The organism is Dactylosporangium sp. NPDC006015 (genome assembly GCF_040614215.1).
GTDB lineage: Bacteria > Actinomycetota > Actinomycetes > Mycobacteriales > Micromonosporaceae > Dactylosporangium > Dactylosporangium maewongense.
Window position 1 is genome coordinate 1 of the sequence record NZ_JBEXUD010000033.1, and the last position, 18,837, is coordinate 18,837.

General features: G+C 71.1%; 14 protein-coding genes. 11 read left to right on the forward strand and 3 right to left on the reverse strand.

What is annotated here, in order from left to right; all coding sequences use genetic code 11:
• Window positions 1-311 precede the first annotated feature (311 nt).
• Genes ABZ321_RS40225 through ABZ321_RS40245 form a run of 5 tightly spaced genes read left to right on the forward strand, consistent with a single transcriptional unit; the run spans window position 312 to window position 8,555 of the window.
• Window positions 312-2,621: a hypothetical protein gene (locus ABZ321_RS40225; protein WP_354900878.1), complete on the forward strand. Its 2,310-nt coding sequence runs from the start codon at window positions 312-314 to the stop codon at window positions 2,619-2,621.
• A gap of 1 nt (window position 2,622) precedes the next feature.
• Window positions 2,623-5,892, forward strand: coding sequence for a hypothetical protein (locus ABZ321_RS40230; protein ID WP_354900880.1), 3,270 nt, complete (start codon window positions 2,623-2,625; stop codon window positions 5,890-5,892).
• The gene (locus ABZ321_RS40235; RefSeq protein WP_344513883.1) at window positions 5,892-7,001 is read left to right on the forward strand and encodes a hypothetical protein; all 1,110 of its coding nucleotides are present in this window, start codon (window positions 5,892-5,894) and stop codon (window positions 6,999-7,001) included. Before ABZ321_RS40230 ends, ABZ321_RS40235 begins: the two co-directional genes overlap by 1 nt.
• Window positions 6,991-7,869 carry a hypothetical protein gene (locus ABZ321_RS40240; RefSeq protein ID WP_354900882.1) on the forward strand — a complete coding sequence of 293 codons (879 nt, stop codon included), beginning with the start codon at window positions 6,991-6,993 and terminating at the stop codon, window positions 7,867-7,869. The genes ABZ321_RS40235 and ABZ321_RS40240 overlap by 11 nt, the downstream gene beginning before the upstream one ends.
• An 8-nt stretch (window positions 7,870-7,877) precedes the next feature.
• Complete coding sequence (locus ABZ321_RS40245; RefSeq protein ID WP_354900884.1) at window positions 7,878-8,555, forward strand: hypothetical protein; 678 nt, start codon at window positions 7,878-7,880, stop codon at window positions 8,553-8,555.
• 32 nt (window positions 8,556-8,587) lie between these two features.
• Here ABZ321_RS40245 and ABZ321_RS40250 read toward each other — a convergent pair whose 3' ends face one another.
• Window positions 8,588-10,420, reverse strand: coding sequence for a hypothetical protein (locus ABZ321_RS40250; protein WP_354900886.1), 1,833 nt, complete (start codon window positions 10,418-10,420; stop codon window positions 8,588-8,590).
• 407 nt (window positions 10,421-10,827) lie between these two features.
• Window positions 10,828-11,586 (reverse strand): DUF4118 domain-containing protein, encoded by a 759-nt coding sequence (locus tag ABZ321_RS40255; protein ID WP_354900888.1) that lies wholly within the window; start codon window positions 11,584-11,586, stop codon window positions 10,828-10,830.
• Window positions 11,587-11,750: 164 nt separating this feature from the next.
• Between ABZ321_RS40255 and ABZ321_RS40260 the strand changes: the two genes are divergently transcribed.
• The 5 genes from ABZ321_RS40260 (at window position 11,751) to ABZ321_RS40280 (ending at window position 15,562) form a co-directional block, all read left to right on the forward strand.
• Complete coding sequence (locus ABZ321_RS40260) at window positions 11,751-12,278, forward strand: hypothetical protein (protein WP_344513873.1); 528 nt, start codon at window positions 11,751-11,753, stop codon at window positions 12,276-12,278.
• A gap of 122 nt (window positions 12,279-12,400) precedes the next feature.
• Complete coding sequence (locus ABZ321_RS40265; RefSeq protein WP_354900889.1) at window positions 12,401-13,096, forward strand: CPBP family intramembrane glutamic endopeptidase; 696 nt, start codon at window positions 12,401-12,403, stop codon at window positions 13,094-13,096.
• A gap of 68 nt (window positions 13,097-13,164) precedes the next feature.
• Window positions 13,165-13,953 carry an ATP-binding cassette domain-containing protein gene (locus tag ABZ321_RS40270; protein WP_344513869.1) on the forward strand — a complete coding sequence of 263 codons (789 nt, stop codon included), beginning with the start codon at window positions 13,165-13,167 and terminating at the stop codon, window positions 13,951-13,953.
• Window positions 13,913-14,773, forward strand: coding sequence for an ABC transporter permease (locus ABZ321_RS40275; RefSeq protein WP_344513867.1), 861 nt, complete (start codon window positions 13,913-13,915; stop codon window positions 14,771-14,773). The genes ABZ321_RS40270 and ABZ321_RS40275 overlap by 41 nt, the downstream gene beginning before the upstream one ends.
• Window positions 14,774-14,830: 57 nt before the next feature.
• Window positions 14,831-15,562 (forward strand): phosphotransferase, encoded by a 732-nt coding sequence (locus ABZ321_RS40280; protein WP_344513865.1) that lies wholly within the window; start codon window positions 14,831-14,833, stop codon window positions 15,560-15,562.
• Between the two features lie 79 nt (window positions 15,563-15,641).
• Here ABZ321_RS40280 and ABZ321_RS40285 read toward each other — a convergent pair whose 3' ends face one another.
• The gene (locus tag ABZ321_RS40285) at window positions 15,642-16,571 is read right to left on the reverse strand and encodes an aminoglycoside phosphotransferase family protein (RefSeq protein WP_354900892.1); all 930 of its coding nucleotides are present in this window, start codon (window positions 16,569-16,571) and stop codon (window positions 15,642-15,644) included.
• Between the two features lie 389 nt (window positions 16,572-16,960).
• Between ABZ321_RS40285 and ABZ321_RS40290 the strand changes: the two genes are divergently transcribed.
• Entirely contained in the window at window positions 16,961-18,832 is a 1,872-nt protein-coding gene (locus tag ABZ321_RS40290) for a DUF4118 domain-containing protein (RefSeq protein WP_354900894.1), read from the forward strand.
• The last annotated feature ends 5 nt before the right edge of the window (window positions 18,833-18,837 follow it).

Sequence of the window (18,837 nt, forward strand, 5' to 3'; positions counted from 1 at the left end):
GCCCCTGCCCCGGCGGCGGCGTCGTCTCCAACTGCAGCGGCATCGCCCAGAACAACTGGCAGTTCACCCAGATCACCGCCACGTTCACCGGGTAAGCACACCGCTTCAAGTAAGAGGGCTGGCCCTACAGGGCCGGCCCTCTTCTGTTTCCGGCGGCGGACAGGTCGAGCCGTTCGCGCCACGGCGTTCGGACTGCGCTGTCCGTCAGTACGGCGATACCTGCGCACTCCCCATCGTCACGCCGAGAGGCCTTGATGACCGACACGTGGCATCCAAACAGCAGCGGTGCGAACGCCGCCAGGAAAGACCTTGTGACGGACGCGGAGCAACTCGCCGCTGACGCCATCGCCCTGATCGACGGTGCCGACTTCGGACCCTCTCTCACCGCACCGATCCAACGGGTCCACGATCAGGCCAGACAGGTCCTGGCCATGGTCCGCGAGCCGTACAAGGTCGGCATCATCGGTGAGTACGGGGCGGGAAAGACACTGTTCGTCGCCTCGATGCTCGGCTTCCTCGAGAACCTGCCGATCGGTGACCGGCCCACCACCGGCAACGTGACCCGCTTCCGGCTGCGCCCGGTCGCCGGCGGCACATCCACGGTCACCGGCCGCCGGATCGTGTTCCTGAGCCGCTCCGAGTGCGAGGCCTGCCTGGCCGACCTCGGCCGGCAGATCCGGGCGATCAGCGGCCCGCACCCGGGCCTCGACACGCCCACCCGCAAGGCCGTCGACGGCGACCCGGACTTCCTGGCGGCCTGGCACCGCACCGCCAGATCGCTCGACCCGAGTCTCGACCGCCTTGTCCGGCAGCTGATAGCGGTCGCCGCGAGTGCCCGGCAGCACGACGCCTGCCTCGGCACCAGCCGGGAGGTGTCCGCGGAGGAGTTCGGCGCGCTGATCCAGATCGCCTACGAGGACCAGTCGCCCGCACAGCCGTTCTGGATCGTCCGTCAGGCCGAGATCGCGATGGACGTTCCGGTGAGTGTGCTGCCCGGCCTGCTCGCGCACGGCCCCGTCCTTCAGCCGCCGGACCGGCCGCACCTCTCCGGGTTCGGCGAGGGCGCCGTGCTGGAGCTCTGGGACTTCCCTGGCATCCTCAACCACCTGTCGTCCGAGCGCGACCGGATGCTGACGGAGACGCTCCTGCACGACGTCGACACCGCGGTGGTGCTGCTCAAGGCGGCCAATCCCGACAGTTTGGCCTCCGACGAGCTGACCCGGCTGCTGACCGCCGTCAACGGTGGGGCGATCGCCGGCGTCGGCAACGTGTTCGACAGCCCGCAGGCCGTCCGGTTCAGGGAGCCCGGCCTGGACAGCGACGACGCGGTCCGCAGCAGCTTGACGTCGATCACGGAGCTGCTGCGCACCGCCGGTGAGCTGGCCCCGGGCGAGCCGTTCCTCTATGCCGGCCTCGTCGCGCTCGGCCAGGTCGCCCCGGAGCTCGTCGCTGGACGGTTCGACGACCGCGTCCGGATGCAGGGTGCGCTCGCCGGCGACGCCAAACGGGTCGCCCTCGGCCTTCCGGAGGGCAGTCCGTTCCGGGCGCTGCTGCTGCCGGTCGCCGAGGACGGCGGCCGGCAGCGGGTTCAGACGATGCTCGCCGACCAGCTGTCCGTCCACGGTCTGCGCCGCCGGGTGGAGCGGGTCGAGCGGGAAGACTCACGGCTGCGCGAGCTCCTGCTGCAGCTGGAGTCCGCGGTCCAGACGGCCCCGGAGCCCGGCGGCGCCGCCGCCGCGCACGTGGAGTTCCAGTCGGTCCTGTCGGGTCTGCGCAGCGTGCTGATCCGGCTGCGCCGCAGCCTGCCGGGTGTGCTGACCGGCGCGCTGTCCGGGGACGGGCCGGACCGCACGTCGTTCGCCGACTTCGTCGAGGAGACCGCCGCCCGCCGTGTGCACCGGTGGCCGGAATGGCGGCAGACGCTCGACTCGGTCCGAGGGCGTGAGGTCCAAGATGGTCCCGAGACCACCACCAAGCTGGTCGGGCCGTTCAGCGAGTCCTGCGTGGAGGCGTTCGACACGGTCCGCGCCGAGGCGCTTTCGCGTTGGGAGCGCGCGTTGATCCGCAACGCGGAGGACACGCTCGCCGACGAGGAGGCGCTGCGGAGCCGCGCGAAGGCGGTCTTCGCCGACCAGCCGGCCACGTTGACCCTGATCGTGCGGCCGGAGGACTGGCAGGGACTGCTGACCAACGCCTCGGCGTCAATCTTGGAGCAGATTCCCTACCAAGCTCCCGGCCCGAGCCGGTACGCCGAGGCGTTCCCGCTCCGCCGCGATTCGCGGTTCGTGTGGTCGCTGCCCGCGAAGCACACGTACGACGCCTCCGACTCCGACCTGCTGCACCGCAGGCATCCCGGATACGTGATCCGGCTTCGTCACGAGTTCGTCGCCACCTGTGCGTACCTGATGCAGACCGACGTCGAAATGGTCCGTGGCTGGGCCGAGCAGGTGACTCTGCACTTCTTCAACCGGTTGTTGCAGGCCCTGGCCAGTGCCAGACCACCCGAGGCGTCACCGGCGGACGAGGAGTCCAGAGGCGCGCTCCTGGACGCGATCCGGAAGCTCCGCACCCGCTCGACCGGTCCGACCTCCGGTGGACTCTGGTCGGAATTGGAGAACTGAGATGGACATCGAACTCGAGTTCATCGACCAGGCCGACGGCAGCGCCCACCAGCAGTTCACCCTGGACGGCACCGACCTACCGGTCGCGCTGCCGTCGCCGCTGCTCGTCAACCGGTCCGGCCGACACCTCGTCGTCTGTGGAATCCGGGTGACGGCTGACACTGCCACGCCGCCCACCCGGCAGATCTGCGACCTGTGGCGGCCCTCCCTGCCGCGGGAAGGGCTGGACCTGCCACCGTACGGGCGCTACATGGCGCCCTGGCAATACGTGGCGGGTTCGGCACTACCGCCCGGCCAGACGGCGTTCACCTGGGCCGTCGACGTCGCCGAGCGCCTTGCCGACGGCACCTTGACATCGTCCGGCGATCCGCTGCACCGGCAGTGCGTGCTTGTGACCCCGTCCCAGATCCCGGAGCCGCCCGTGTCGCCCGCCGAGTCACCCGCCACCGAGCCGCGATCGACGGCCGCCGACACCGACCAGCGGTACAAGGGCTGGATCGCGATCGACTTCGGCATGTCGAACTCGACCATCACGATGTTCGACCAGAACCAGAAGCGCGCTTTGCTCGGCATCGCCCCGACTCAGGTCGCCCGGATCCGCGACTGCCTGACCGAACTGCTCAACGGCACCGCCACCGACGACTTCGGGCTGTCCGGCGACGAGTGGCGACGGCTGCTGGAGGGTGCCGGTCGCACCCTCGCTGCGTCGGCACCCGGCAACCGTCTCGGCGACCCACTCACCCACCTGAAGGAGTCCCTCGCCGGCGACCGGGTCTTCGACGTGCTGCTGGCCCTCGACCAGGAGGTCGACAATGCGCTGCCGGCGCGCCGCGACACGCTCACCGGTGTGCTGCAGCGGCTCTACCGCGACGCGTTCTCCCGTCCGCCCATCGCCGAGCTGCAGTTCTTTCCGGTACCCCTGCACGCCGGCACACCGGCCATCTCCAGCGATGCGCGGGTCCTGTCGCTGGCGCCCTTCAAGCTCGCGATGTGGAACGACGGGCATGCCCACACCGACGGGGACGTTCCCGTGGCGGTGGAGCACCAGCCCGGCCTCAAGCGTTTCGTCGGCAACGAACGGCCGCTGCCCGGGCTCCCGCCCGGTGTGACCGACGGCCCGACGACGGACGATGCGCTGATCGCGGTATGGAGGTGCCTGCTGGACAAGGTCACCGAATTCCGCCGGGCGAACAAGGACCGATACGCGCCCGGCGAGATCCACCGGGCGGTCGTCACGTATCCGACGACCTCCCCGCCGCAGACCCGTCTCGACATGGAGCGCCTGGCGCACGACGTCGGCCTGCACCTTGCCGACACCCGGTTCGACGAGGCGACCGCGGCGGCGATGTTCAACCTCATGCGGATGTTCGCCGGTGACCCGGCGATCGGCGTCGAGACGTTCCGCGCCCGCAGCCGGCAGGTCGCCCCGGAGACCTGGCGACACAACATCCTGGTCGTCGACGTCGGTGGCGGGTCCACCGACGTCGCACTGCTCACCCTCACCCTCCGAGACCACACCGAGCGCGACGGCGGTGTGCCGGCCGACCAGCAGGGCCGTTTCTACGAACTGCGGCCGACGGTGCTGGGCAAGGCCGGCAACCTCCAGCTCGGCGGCGACCGGATCACGCTGGGCATCTTCCACCTGTTCAAGGCCCGCATCGCCGACCTGCTGCTGACCCGCACGCCAACCCTCGTGGTCGGCGAATACAAGCCGTTCCTGGAAGGCGGCGTCTACCGGGCCGGATCGCTGCTGCCGGTGGCCGGCGCAGAGGACGTCTCCGACACCGAGCAGGACAGGCTGACCCTGATCGACCAGGTCGTCCCCACCCGGTGGGCGGCCGTTCGGACGGCCGCCGAGGAGGTGCAGGCCCGCCAGCGGTTCGGGCGGTTGTGGATCGAGGCGGACCGGGCCAAGCGGGCCTCCGCCGCAGGCCAGCCGTACCAGCTGCGCAACCTGCACGAGCTGCTGGACCTCGGTGCCGCGACCGGGCACCTGTCGACGGTCGAGATCGACGCCGACGCCATCCGTGCCGAGGTCGACAACGTGTTGACCCGCTCGATGGAGATCGCCCTGGACGTCGCCCGCAAACGACTGTTGGCCGCGGAAGGCGACAACGAGCCGCTGGACACGGTGATCCTCTCCGGCGGCACGACTGCGTTGCCTCGCGCCCGGGAACTGTTGCAGCAGGTCTTCACCAGCGACACCACCCACAGCGGCTGGGGCGCCCTGCGCTGGAACCCGCTGCACGTCGTGCACGACCCGGCGTTCGCCAAGGTCGGCACCTCCATCGGCGCCTGCTGGGCAGAACACGTCCGCCAGAAGGGCTACGCGGACCCCCGCCGCGCGAAACGCAACGTGGCGATGGGCCGCACCGAGCTCCACATCGACGTCGACAACCTGCTGCACGGGCTGCCGTTCGACCTCGAGCTGTCCGGCACTGGCCCGAACCAGCTCCCGGTCTTCCCCGCCGGCCGCGAGTTCGAGCGCATCGGCGATTCCGGGCAGGGTGCCCAGCGCTCCGAGTGGATGCCGGCGATCCTCGACATCGCCATCAACCGCAGCGGTGTGTCGAAGGCCGAACCGGCGGTGCTGTGGGGCTTCCTCAGCCTGCAGGATCTGCAGCAGTCCGAGAATCCGCAGGGGCCGTTCGACCTCGACGAGTGGGTCCGCCAGGTATCGATGCAGTTCCAGATCGACGAGGCCGATCAGCTGATCGTCCACTTCTGCGCCGGCAGCCCGCACTACAGCCTCGACATGTCCACGTGTCGCCCGGACGATCAGGTGGCCGGCCGGGACGCGGCCTTCGGCCCAGTCCGGCTGCGGCACGACCTGGTGGTCAACCCCGATGCCGCTGGCGGGATGGCCAACCACGGCAAGATGTTGATACACGAGGACGCCGAACCTGACGGCTTCGTGGTCTCGCCCGACGACCCGACGCCGCTGAGCTGTTGGATCAGCGTCCGCTTCCCGCGGGAGGTGCCCACCGACGGCACGTGGTGGATCGGCCGGCGCGACCCCGATGACTCGACCGTGCTGCATCGGGTCGGCGCGCCGTTCCGGGCGAGCATCCGGCACGGGCGCGGTGCCGACACCCGCATCGTCGTGGATGAGACCGGCCGTGTCCAGCCTGTTCAGGGCTTTGTGCCGTACCTGCCGGCCAGCTCCATGGCCGACGTCATCGCCAACCCCGGCAGGGTCCTCACCGTCGCGATGAGGCCCGGCAACATCGACCTGGACGAGCGCTTCGACCCATTCAACGGTTCCCACTGATGGGATCCCTCGACGACGCGCTCGGCGTACTGCTGGCCGAGCCGGCCACCGCCACCCTGGTCCGTGGCCTGCTCGCCGGTATGCGCGCGGCACTGGAGGAGGCCGCGCCCGGCAACGCCGCTCGCGAGGCCATCGACCGAATCCTTGCCGGCGGTGGCGCGGCCCTGCCGGCGATCGGCCGGCCGATCAGCACATCGCCGGGGTCGGCGGCGGCAACGCGGACCCCGGCCACTCCCCTTTGGACAGAGGCGGCGCAGGCGGCCGGTGAGCACGACCCAGGCCCGCCCCCGGCCGACCGCGCCCAGCTCTGGAGCGCGCTGCACCTCCTCGGCCTCCGGATGGCCCCCGACGACCGGCGGGACGTCCAGACCCGCGCGGCGGACGAGGCCCGCGCGGCCGGCGCCACCGTGGAAGCCCCTATCGTGACCATCCGCGGCATCGACCGGGACATCCTGATCCCCCGGCTGTCCGTCGGGGGACGCACGCTGCACGACGGCCTGGCGACCGACCCGGACGCGCCGCTGCCCGCTGAGCTGCGGGTCCACGCGGCGGCCGTCGACCGCGCCGGTGCCGACCCGGCCACGGTCGCCTTCACCCGGCTGGTGGTGCCGGTCCTGCACCTGCTGTCGCAGGACCGGCACCTACGGCACTGCCTACAGTCCCTGCACGTCCGCGGACTGGCAGAGCGCACCACTCCGACAGACCAGGACCGGCTCCGCGGTCAGTTGACGGCCAGAACGGCGGCGCTGATCGCCGCCGTGCCTGGCGACCCGGACCGGCTGGAGTGCCTCGTCCGCCTGCACGAGGCGGTGACGTCCGTGGTCCACCTGCCACCGGCTGCCGACGTCAGCTGGTGGGGGCGGCTCCGCGTCCGCGCGCACACCACGATCCGCGACGCCGCCGCCGAGATCGGCCCCGGACTGGTGAAGCTGCCACCAGCCCGCTTCGACAGCGCCCAGGCGTTCACCGCCGACAACATCCCGCTCCGGATCCCGGAGGTGTCCGGGATCCGGAGCCCGGACGTATCCGGGATGGTCCTGGCCTGCGTCCGCGTCTGGGCGAGAGTTCACGACACCGACTACCCGGGACGCGTGATCTATGCAAGCTGAGGCGAGGTACTGCATCGACCATGTCGCCGACGGCCGGGCCGCGTTCCATCCTGCCGAGCTCCGGCGCGCCTGGCTCGCCGTCGACGCGGACAACCGGCCCGCGGCAGCCGCCATCACCACCACCACCGTGACGTTCCGGCTCGCGGCCGCCGACGGCCCGTGCCGCGCGGAGTGTTTGATCGCCGGGCCCGTCGGGGTGCTCCGCGACCGCAGCCTGCTGCTCGGGCAGCTCGACCTTCCACCCGAGGTTGTCGTGCCGCGCTGGTACGAGCAGGGCCTGCGACTCGAGGACGGCTTCCGCCCAGTCCTCGTGTACCCCGAACTCCCGGAGAGCGTCCTGGCCGGGCGCCTTCCGCACCTGACCCTGGCCGAGGTCCAGAGCCTCCTGGAACGCTGGCTCGCGTTACGTGAAGACCTCCAGCAGCGCTTCGGGCTTGAGCACGCCGGGCCGACCCCGCACCTGGCCCACATCCCCTCCGACAGCGTCGCGACCTTGCGCGTCGTGGGCTGGGATCGTCCACCGGGCGCACCGCCCGCGCCGGACCTGCTGGAGCAGGCACTGCTCGACCGACTGGCACAACTCGCCCCGCAGCCCGACCCGGCGGGCGACGACACACCGGCGGTCCCCGCAACGCCGGCGGCACCGACCGGGGATCCTGTGCCGAAGCTGGAGCAGCCACTGCTCGACCAGCCGGGACAACTCACCCCGCTGCCCGACCCGGCCGGCGACAACACGCCGGCGGTCCCCGCAACGCCGGCGGCACCGACCGCGGCACCGACCCGGGACCGTTCGCTGATGGTGGCCGTGGTGATGGCCGCGGTCGTCGCAGGCTGCCTGTTCGGTCTCATCGCACTCTGGACAATGTAGGAGCGAGCATGAAGCCGATCCCGCGGCCGGCCCCTAAGCTCTTCGGCGGCCTGTTCATCGCGATGGCCGTGATCTGCGCGGCGACCCTCGTCACGGCCGCGGTGCGCCTCTCCGCCGCCGACAAGAAGGTCTCTCAGCTCGGCGACGACCTGGACCATGCCCGGCTCGATCTGCGGAGCTCCCGCGAGGAGGCCGACGCCGCCGACGGCCAGAACGCGGAGGCGCTCCGGGCAGCCCGCGAGCACATCGCCACAACCAGCCCGCAGGACCTCGCCCGCGGCCTGACCGACATCTACTTCGACCTGCCCATGTACTCCTGTGACGGAGGCGACGACAACTGTGACAGAGACAAGAGGGTGGCGATATCCCTGCAGCTGAGCCGGTGCTCCAGCGGCACCCCGTTCTGCGTCGCCGGGTCGCGGTGGATCAGCGGCTTCTACGCGCTCACCCTGAACGGCGACACCTGGTCCGCCCGCGGCACCGCCGTGAACGGCCGCGCGGCCTGCTTTGCCGTCCCGACAAGCGGCGCCGCATGGGCCTTCACCGCGCAGGTGACCGGCGCGCAGTACAGCATCTCCGGCGGTTGGAAGGTCACGAAGGCCTACATCACCTTCTCGGCCACCATTCCCGCCACAAGCTGCTCCGCGACCACAATCTGGTGGAAAGGCACGGTGCCGCTCAGGTGATCGCGGCCCGTAGCCCCGCCGACAGTGGTCGGCTAGCTCCAGCCTGACACGACGGCGCGCAAGCCGGTGGCCGACGTCGACACGCTCGGCGCGCCGTCCGGACAGCTGTTCGACGCCGTGAACGTGCCGCCTGGGGCTCCGGCAGTATACAGGGTGATGATTTTCCCGGAGGTGGCGGTGAAGGCCAGGCTCAGCGTCACCGTCTGACCGGCGGAGACGCCGACGGCGCCGAACGAGAAGTGCGTGTCGCCCGCGGCGGTGGCATCGGCCGTGGCCGCGAGGCCGCCGTTGACGGAGACCTTCAGATGGCTGGTGACGGTGCCGTCGGGGTCGATCTGCACCAGTACGTGGTCGATGGCGGAGACCCCGGCCGGGACCACGAATGTCTGCGACGCGGTGCCGCCCGGCATCGACCTGTTGTTGCCCGGGTTGCCCCGGCACATCGCACGACCGGCGTTGGCGGCGCCGTAGTTGTCGTACGGTGTCACGGCGTGCGGTTGCTGCGGCGCCGGCGAGGGCGGGTTGCCGCCGTTGCCCGGAGGCGGCGGCGCCGGCGTGGCCGGCTTTCCCTTCAGCTCCAGGGTGAAGCGGCCCGGCTGATCGTTGCCCCACGACGAGAAGAGGTCGGGCAGCTGCGGGAAGGTGGAGGTGATGATCCCGACGACCTTCAGGAACCGCCCGAGATAGCGCAGCCGGTCCTTCGCCTGCTTCAGGCCTTCCTCCGCCTCCTTAGCGTAGGCCGCTTCGCCGAACAGGTCCTTCGCCGCGCTGAGCGCGACGTCGGGATTCTCGAGGTTCTTCAGCGCCTGCGTGACGAAGCAGCCCAGGAACGCCTTCGCACCGTCGGCCGACGGGAACGGCGAGAGTTGGGTGACGCACTTGGCCACGATCAGCGCGGCGCTGGACACCTTCGTGCGGGGATCCAGCCCGAGCACGCTGATCCCGACGCTGAGGCCGGCGCTCCACGCATCGATGTACGCGTTGAAGTCCTTCTTCGCCGTCTGCGCGGGCTGCTTGTACCCGGCGGTGAACCGGCCGTTGCCGGCCAGCAGCACGTTGCCGCCGATGTCGTGCCCGGTGACCTTGGCGATGGCCCGGCGAAGCAGGTCGGGCTGGTCCTCGACCCAAACATAGTCCGCACCGGCCGGCACGTTCACCCACTGGTAGAACCGGCGGTTGGACTGCACCTGGATCTCGGCCCGGTCGGCGTTGGCGATGGAGCACAGATGCACCAGTGTGGTCCGCTTGTCGACGCTGCTCCAGCCGGGCGCGGCGGGGCCGCCGCAGGGCCGGGCGTCGGTGCGCTGCGTGGCGAAGTCCGCGAACGAGTCGGCGAGGTCACGGACCCAGCCCGGTATCGGGATCCACCCGAGCAGGTTGGGCGAGAACTCCTTGGTCGAGAGGTACGGCACCCCGTCAGCGGTGCGCGACAGGCTCTTGGCTTCCCAGTCGCCGCCGTCGGGCTTGTGCAGCACCACCGGCAGCGCGTCCTTCGGCAGGTCTCGGGTCGCGGCCGGGTCGTCGAACAGGACCGTGATCGGCGACACCAGCGACGTGCCCTCGAAGGCGACGTCGACGCCCGTTCCCCCGACCACGACGAGCGAGCCATCCGGATTGTCCGACTGCAGCCCGCGCACGACCACCTTGCCGGGCGCGCTGAACGCCCCCGCCGGCGCCGCGAGATGCCCCAGCCCCGGCACCGCGACCGTGAGCGGCTGTTCCGGTGCCACGGCGACCACGATGGCGTCGCCCTTCGGCTGCACCGTCGGCGTCGGCAGGTCCGAGCCCGGCGGCGACTCGTTGGCCTTCTTCGTGGAACAGCCCGTGGCCGAGGCGAGCACCGCGAAGCAGGCAACGATCGCCACAGCGGTCCTTGTCCTGCGCATCGAGCACCTCCAACTCGCCGAGTGCCCTCATCGTTCAGCCTCGCACCGGCTTACGGGGCTCCTGCGCGCAAGTCCACACGAACGGCCGCCGCCGGGGTGCCTCCGGACCGGTCCGCCCAGCCTTTCGGCGTCCAGGGCGAGCCAGTGCGGTGAACACCGGTGCGCCCGTCCCCTCAGGTCGCGTCCTCACCGCTCGTGGCGGGCGGCGCCGCGCGGATGGGCATCATCCCCAGCCAGACCCTGCGGCGAGACAAGGCTCCCGCCCGCCGGCGCGGTTGGAGGTGACCGTGCGGCGCATCCGGGGGGCGTGGGCTGCACCGCATGGCCACGTGCTGGTCCGCCGAGCGGGCCGGCGAACCGGTGCAAGCACAAATCGAGCCGACCGGTCAGGTTCGGCGATCGGGCCTGCTGGTGTGTACGGCGTCGAATGCCTCGGCGACCTGGTCGGCGAGGGTGACCGCGACGAGCCGGGCCTGGAGCGGCACGGCGTGGCCAGGGGTGGGGGTGAGCATGAACCGCCCGTAGTACACGCCGTCCGCGCTGACCCTGAGTTCGACGTCCGCATCCGGTAGCTCGCCTGCGTGCGACGACGAGTGAACGGGTTTCGGTGTGATGCTGCCGTCGGGTTCGAGCCGCGGTGGACGGCCGAGCAGGAGTCCCTCCTCGAATCGGCATCCGCGCAGGTGCAACAGGTCGACCAGCTCCGGGCGGACCTGGTTGACGACCTGGTTGGGGGCGGCACCGGACTGGACCAGCTGCGTCGTCCGGTGAATCCAGGACAGCTGGTCGGCGTCGGTGACGGTGATGAGGTGCAGGCGATGGGCCCGCGCGGCCAGCTGCGACACCGCCAGGCCGACGACGAGCAGGAGGATCGCCGTGAGGACGTCGGTGTTCGCGGCGATGGTGAACCGCTCGTACGGCTCGGTCAGGAAGTAGTCGAACCACACCGCGGCGGACAAGGCCGCCAGCGCGCCGGCCAGGCGGTTGCCGATGGCGGCCACCGCAACGACAGCCACCACCAGGACCAGCGCCATGTTCGCGCCGGAAATCGCGGTGCGGAAGGGGATCAGGACTCCGGCGACGGCCAGCGGCCCGAAGATCGCCGCCGCGAGCGCGATCCGTTCCCGGCTGAGGGAGCTGAACATCGTGCACCGCCTGCCTCTTCGCCCAGCGGTAACCGCCTCCAGCGTACGTCTCCCAGCTGGGCGACGTACCGACGCGGCTGGGAGTTGTCTGTGATCTGCCGGCAGCGGGTTTGTCGCCGGTCCGGCGGTGGTATCGGCAGCCTTGGTCCAAGTGAGGAGGGGCCATGAGATTCCATCGGATCGGACTCGCACTCAGCACTGCTGTGCTCGCCGGAGTCGGCGCGGTGGGCGTGCCGGCGGTGGCGGGTGCCCAACCCAGCCCGTCGGCTCCGGGCTGCGGTCCGGAGACCATGGCGCCGGGCATGGGCTCCACGGCCTGCGCGCACGGCCACCGGCACGAAGGCATGCTCAGGGACGTCGAGCACGGCGAGGGTGTCGTCCATACCAAGCAGGGACAGGTGAACGTGGCCATGCAGAACGGCACGCTCACCGCCGTCTCGGCGTCGTCGGTCACCGTGAAGTCGGCCGACGGATGGACCAGGACGTGGGCCATGGGCGACAACCTGCGGGTCGTCGAGCATCGGCACACCCTGCAACCAAGCGCCCTGAAGGCCGGCACGAAGATCACCATCGCGGGCACGACCAGCGGCACCGGCACCAGCGAGACCTACACCGCCCGGATCATCCGGTTGCACGAGCACACCGGCATGCAGCCGTCGCCGGGCGCGACGCCATCGCCATCCGGCATGTAGCGCCACCGTCGAGCCGGCCCGAGGCCACCTTCCGGGGTGGCCCGGGCCCGGTGACGTTGCCGGGGTTCGTGTCCGGCTGTGTGGGAGGTAGCACGAGGTAGCGCGAAGTAGGTGGAGCGCCGATGGACGATCGGGCCTTCGCCGGCATCCTGTCCCGCCGGCAGGAACTGGCGGAGTTGGGCGTGTTCCTGCTGCTGCTCGTGCCGCCGCTGGTGCTGTCGTACTTCGCGGCCGGGCAGGCCGCCGTGCCGTTCACCCTGCTGGCCAGTGCGACGATCGCGCGCGACGCGGGCCTCGTCGCGTTGATCCTGCTGCTGCTCGCCCGTGCCCGGCAACCGGTCGCGGTCATCGGCTGGACCGGCCGTTCCGCCTGGCGGGAGGTCGCCTGGGGGGTCGCCCTGACGGTGCCGGTCCTGGTCGGGGCGCAAGCGCTGGACGCCGTCCTGCGTGGCGCGGGCCTGTCCGGGCCGCGGCCGTCCAGCGCGAGCTTGCAGCCCGCACCCGGGGTCGGACAGCTGCTCCTCGCCGTGGCGCTGGTCGCGGTGGTCGCCGTCGCCGAGGAGACGGTCTTCCGCGGGTACCTGATCCTGCGGATCGCAGGTGTCCTCCGCAGCCGTACGTCGGCGGTGCTGCTGTCCTCCGTGATCTTCTCCGTCGGGCACGGATACGAAGGCAGCGCGGGAGTCCTGACCGTGGGTGCGACCGGTCTGGCCCTCGCCGCCGTGTACGTCTGGCGGCACAGTCTGGTGGCGCCGATGGTGATGCACTTCCTGCTGGACTTCCTCGCGATCGTGGTGGCACCCCTGCTGCTCCGCTGAGGCGGCGCGACGATGAGCCGGTGAACGCTTCGTATGCTGGGATGGTGGGGTGTCACCCGGATCTCGCGGTGGAAACCCGGGGCCTGACCCGGCGGTTCGGGGAGCTGCTCGCGGTCGATCATCTGGATCTGCTGGTCCCGCAGGGCATGGTGTTCGGCCTGCTGGGACGCAACGGCGCCGGCAAGACCACGACGATCAAGATGTTGACCACGCTGCTGGCCCCGACCGAGGGCACGGCCAGGATCGCCGGCTTCGACATCGGCACGCAGCCGGCGCGGGTACGCCGCCTGGTGGGCTACGTGCCGCAGCTGCTCTCCGCGGACGGTGCCCTGACCGCGTTGGAGAATCTGCTCGTCTTCGCCCGCCTGTACCACATTCCCCGGGCGCAGCGGCGGACGCGCATCGATGCGGCGCTGGCGTCGGTGGGGCTGCAGGACGCGGCGCACAAGCTGGTCCGCGACTTCTCCGGCGGGATGATCCGCAGGCTCGAGATCGTCCAGTCGATGCTGCACCGTCCAGCGGTGCTGTTCCTGGACGAACCCACGATCGGGCTCGACCCGGTCGCCCGTCACGGCATCTGGGAGCAACTGCGCAACCTGATCGCGCAGGAAGGCACGACCCTGTTCCTCACCACACACGACATGGAGGAGGCAGACGAACTGTGCGGCCAGGTGGCGATCATGCACCGCGGCACGGTGGTCGTGCACGGGACCCCTGAGGAACTGAAGGCCCGGCTGGGCGCGCACGCGAACCTGGATGACGTCTTCGTCGCGTACAGCGCGGCGACCGAGGAGACGGAGGAAGGAGCGCTCCGCGATGTCCAACGGACCCGGCGCACCGCACGGCGCCTCGGCTGAAGGCCAGTTCTCGTACCCGGTACAGGCGGCGCTGCGGCGCCTGGCCGTGCCGCTGCTGTTCGCTCAGGACACCGCCACGATCGTCGACGTCGAGATCCGCAAGCTGCGCCACGACCCGGTCGAGCTGCTGACCCGAGCGGTCCAGCCGGTGCTGTGGCTGCTCGTGTTCGGCAAGGTGATCGCCCACGCCCGGGCGATCCCGACCGGGGACCTGCCGTACCTCGACTTCCTGGCACCCGGGATCCTGGCCCAGAGCACCCTGTTCGTCGCGATCTTCTACGGCATCGCCGTGATCTGGGAACGCGACCTCGGGGTGCTGAACAAGTTCCTGGTCAGCCCCGCCTCCCGGGCATCACTCGTGCTCGGCAAGGCGCTCTCGGCCGGGGTACGGGCCCTCGCCCAGGCCGCCATCGTCTACCTGATCGCGGCCGCGCTGGGCGTGAACCTGGCGTTCGCCCTGGCGCCGCTGGCCGGCGTCGTCGTCGCGCTGGTCCTGGGCGCGGCCGTGTTCGCCACCTTCTCGCTGATCATCGCCTGCCTGGTCAAGACCCGCGAACGGTTCATGGGCATCGGGCAGATCCTCACCATGCCGCTGTTCTTCGCCTCCAACGCCATCTACCCCATCGCCATCATGCCCACCGCGCTGCAGTGGCTGGCCAAGGCCAACCCGCTCACGTACCAGACGGACATCCTGCGCACCCTCATGCTGCAAGGCGGCACCAGCGCCTTCGGGCTGCCGCTGGACTTCGCCGTGCTGACCGGGACGCTCCTGGTCCTTGTCGCGGTGGCGGCGCACCTCTATCCCCGGGTCGTGCTCTGACGATGCCGGTTCCTCGCCGGGGTACTTCCTGAGGTGCCGGTCTGTAAGGTGTGGCGAATGGGGTGGGAGGCGCTCGGGCAGTGGGGTGACGACGTCGCTCGCATCGAGCGGCTCGCCGGCGGAGTCGCCAACGACGTGTGGAGCGTGCGTGTCGACGGGCAGCTCGCGGTCGGGCGGCTCGGCCGCCGGAGCGACGCCGATCTCGCGTGGGAGACCGAACTGCTCCGACACCTCGACCGTGAAGGTCTGACCGTGCCGGTGCCGATCCCGACCACGGACGGCCGGTTGTTCGTCGATGGTCTGGTCGTGATGACCTACCTGGAAGGTGGACCGCCCGAGACGCAGGCCGACTGGCGTCGCGTGGCCGAAGCGCTCCGCGAGCTGCACCGGTTGACGCGGGGCTGGCCGCAGCGCCCCGGTTGGCGGTCGTCGACCGACCTCCTGCACGCCGAGACCGGGACGAAGGTCGACCTCGGCGCGATGCCCGTCGAGGGCGTCGCCCGGTGCCGGGCGGCGTGGGCGCGGCTCGCCGGACGTCAGACCTGCGTCGTGCACGGCGACCCCAACCCTCGCAACGTCCGCATGACCGCGGACCAGGTCGCGCTGATCGACTGGGACGAGGCGCACGTCGACGTGCCCGACCTCGACCTCGCGCTGCCCGACAACGCTGCCGGCCTCGACGACGATGCGTACGACATCGCCGCGCAGGCATCGGCCGCATGGGAGGCCGCCGTCTGCTGGGACGACGAGTACTCCGTCAAGCGGCTCGCCGAAGTCCGAGCGGTCTGACGCGGCGATCAGGCCGCGGCCGCGGCCGGCGCCGACCTGTCTCGTACCTGCCCCGCGGCGGGACGAACGCCGGCCCCGGTCACGAGTACCTGAGCAGCTCCTGTAGTTGCGGAAGCCGGCCGAACAGGTCGGGGAGGCCACGCACGCCGTTGCGCGCGGACTCGTGCGACAGCGCGAGCTCCGGGCCGGTGCTCGCCTCGACACCGGCGAGGCAGCGCAGGATGTTCCACCTGATGTGCCCGAGCCAGCCGCCGATCATGAACACGAACCAGCTCGGACCCCACGGCGGCAGCGGTCCGCCTCCTGCGACGTAGCCGTCGAGGACCGAGCGGAAGACGGCGGGCTGGATGTCGTCGAAGCCGGGTCCCTTCGCGATGCTCAGCGCGGTGGAGCCGAGCTCGCCGGACAGGTCGAGCATCCCCGAGAGCTCCCAGTCGAGCACCACCGGCCGGCCCTCGTGCGAGAGCAGGTTCCACGGTTGGATGTCCCGGTGGGTCAACACGACGGGGCCCGGTCGCTCGCAGGTGTCGACGAAGTGGGCGATCGCGAGGAACGTCTCGACCTGGGAGGCGAGTTCGCCGGCCCAGGGCTGCCGGGTCGCCGTCGCCCGCTCGGCGAGGTCGGGCCAGTCCCGTGCCGTCGGCTCCTTGGTCGAAGCGTCGGTCCACGCGACGTCGAGCGCGTGGATGCGGGCGAGAATCTCACCGACCTCGAACGCGTACGCCGCCGGCACCGGTGCTTCGGGCACCTTCTCGCCCTCGGCCCACCGGTGGACGAGCGTGTCGTGACCCGCCGAGATCGGCTCCGGCATCGGGACGCCGGCGGCGAAGGCCGCCCGCTCGAACCTGAACACGTCCTCGACGCGGTACGCCGTGCGGCGGTCGACGAGGTTCAGCTCCTTCACCGCGAACGACCCCTGGTCGGTGTCGAGCCGGTACATCCGGTTGGCGTAGCCGCCGTGGACACGGATCATCGGACCGATCGGCGCGCCGAGATGTGAAAGATCCACCCCGAGCACTCTAGGACTGGCAGTTCGTCGATGCACCCGCTTTACCGCGGCGTACATCGGTAAGAGGTGACCGTGCGGCGCACCCGGGGGGCGTGGGCTGCGCCGCATGGCCACGTGCTGATTCGCCGAGGGGGGTTGGCGAACCGGTGCAAGCACAATCGAGCTGACTGTACAGCGGCCCTGGATGGTTGACCAGACGGTCACGCCACCTGGTCCAGCGACCGGCACCGCACGCCGGTGGACGGGGTGATTCGGGGGGTGACCCGCGGCGCCCGGACCGCCACGGGGCCGAGCGTCCGGTGCGTGGCCGCCCTACCATCGAATCGTTGCCTCCGCTCGACCGGTTCCGTCCGATCCACCCACGGGACCGTTGGAGAAGGGGACCCATGATGCAGGCACGCTTGGCGGCGTGGCTGGTACGGCTGGGTCCGCCGCCCCTCGCCGCAGGAATCGCGGTCGGCGTCGGGTTCATCGTCGTGGAGACGCTGTTGGTCTTCCCGCTCCGGCACCTCGCCGCCGTGGAGGCCGTGGCCATCGTCTACCTGCCCGGTGTGCTCGTCGTCTCCACCGTGTGGGGCTTGTGGCTGGGCGTGGCGACGTCGATCGTCAGCACGCTCGCGTTCGACTTCTTCTACACCCCGCCGTTCTGGCATTTCGAGACGGAGGACTGGCGGGACTGGCTCGGGCTCTCCGTGTACCTCATGGTGGCCGGGGTCGCCAGCTCGGTGGCGCAGCTGGCCCGCTCGGGGGCGATCGAGACCATCAAGCGGCGCCGGGAGAGCGACGCGGTCGCCGAGCTGACCCGGCTCATCCTCGGCGCCGACGACGTCCGAGCGGTCCTTCCGGCGGCCTCCGCCCGGATCGCGGAGGCCATGCGCCTGCCGTACGCGGCGATCGAGCTCGACACCGTCCCGCCGTACGAGGGCCGGGTGCAGCTGCCGCTGCACCCGGGCGCGCTCGTCGTGTCCGCGGATCTGCCGGAGCGTGTCATGGGGCGCCTGCGCGACAGTGTGGTGCCCGGGCTGGCGACCGTGTTACGGGCCGGCAGGTCGCTGCAGGCGAGCCGGACGGAGCTGCAGGCACTGCTCACGCAACAGGCGGCGCTGCGGCGGGTGGCGGAGCTCGTGGCCCACGGCGTCGCTCCCGCCAAGCTGGTCGCCGCGGTCGCCGCCGAGGCGGCTGAGCTGTTCAACGCGGACGCCGTCCGGGTGCTGCGCCGGGAAGGCTCCAGCACGGTGAGCGTCGTCGCCGAGTGGAGCAGAAGGCCGGGGGTCCAGGTGCTGCTGGGCCAGCGGCTCGACAGCTCCGGCGGGGTCGCGGACCTGGTGCTGCGCGACGCCCGTCCGGCTCGCCTGGACTCCTACCAGGACAGCAGCGGCCTGGTCGTCGACATCACCCGTTCCGAGGGCTTCCGCGCCTCCGTCGGCGCGCCGATCATCGTCGACGGCCAGGTCTGGGGTGTCCTCATCGGCCACTGGGGCCAGGGCCCACCACCATCCGGCACCGAGCACGAGCTCGCCCAGTTCACCGATCTCGTCGCGACCGCGATCGCCAACACCGAGAGCCGGACGGAGCTCACCGCGTCACGGGTCCGGCTCGTCTTCGCCGCGGACGAGGCCCGCCGCGGCATCGAACGCCAACTCCACGACCACGTGCAGCAGCGGCTCATCTCGCTCGGGCTCGAGATGCGCATCTCCGAGGCACTGGTCCCAGAGGATCTCGGCGAGCTGCGGTCCCGGCTGTCCGACACCACCGCGGGGCTGAACGGCGCCTTCGAGGCCCTCCAGCGGATCGTCCGCGGCATCCACCCATCGCTGCTCTCCCAGGGCGGGCTCGTCCCCGCGGTCAAGGCGCTCGCTCGCCGCTGCCCGGTCCCGGTGACGGTCCGCGGCGGGCCGCACCGTCGCCTGCCCGACTTCGTCGAGGTCGCCGCCTACCACGTGGTCTCCGAGGCGCTCGCCGACTCGGCCGAGCACGCCGGCACCTCGGCGATCGAGGTCGAGCTCGACATCATCGAGGATTCGGCAACGGACGCGGCCATGCAGGGCGAGGTCCTCAGCGTGACCATCCGCGACGACAGTGCCGGCAGCCCCGACCCGGGTCCGGGCCTGGCCGACGTGCGCGACCGCGTCGAGGCACTCGGCGGCACGCTGACGCTGACCAGCCCCGCCAGCCGCGGCACAACCGTCAACGCGCGGCTGCCGATGGGCGGCCGCGACCGTCAGGATTCGGAGGCCGACTGGTCGTTCGGTGGCACCTGAAGCGA

What these genes read in the sequence shown, in the direction of transcription:
- ABZ321_RS40260 (WP_344513873.1), top strand. Translation starts at nt 11,751, where the DNA reads ATGAGATTCCATCGGATCGGACTCGCACTCAGCACTGCTGTGCTCGCC.
- ABZ321_RS40275 (WP_344513867.1), top strand. Translation starts at nt 13,913, where the DNA reads ATGTCCAACGGACCCGGCGCACCGCACGGCGCCTCGGCTGAAGGCCAG.
- ABZ321_RS40235 (WP_344513883.1), top strand. Translation starts at nt 5,892, where the DNA reads ATGGGATCCCTCGACGACGCGCTCGGCGTACTGCTGGCCGAGCCGGCC.
- ABZ321_RS40245 (WP_354900884.1), top strand. Translation starts at nt 7,878, where the DNA reads ATGAAGCCGATCCCGCGGCCGGCCCCTAAGCTCTTCGGCGGCCTGTTC.
- ABZ321_RS40230 (WP_354900880.1), top strand. Translation starts at nt 2,623, where the DNA reads ATGGACATCGAACTCGAGTTCATCGACCAGGCCGACGGCAGCGCCCAC.
- ABZ321_RS40240 (WP_354900882.1), top strand. Translation starts at nt 6,991, where the DNA reads ATGCAAGCTGAGGCGAGGTACTGCATCGACCATGTCGCCGACGGCCGG.
- ABZ321_RS40290 (WP_354900894.1), top strand. Translation starts at nt 16,961, where the DNA reads ATGCAGGCACGCTTGGCGGCGTGGCTGGTACGGCTGGGTCCGCCGCCC.
- ABZ321_RS40280 (WP_344513865.1), top strand. Translation starts at nt 14,831, where the DNA reads ATGGGGTGGGAGGCGCTCGGGCAGTGGGGTGACGACGTCGCTCGCATC.
- ABZ321_RS40255 (WP_354900888.1), bottom strand. Translation starts at nt 11,586, where the DNA reads ATGTTCAGCTCCCTCAGCCGGGAACGGATCGCGCTCGCGGCGGCGATC.
- ABZ321_RS40265 (WP_354900889.1), top strand. Translation starts at nt 12,401, where the DNA reads ATGGACGATCGGGCCTTCGCCGGCATCCTGTCCCGCCGGCAGGAACTG.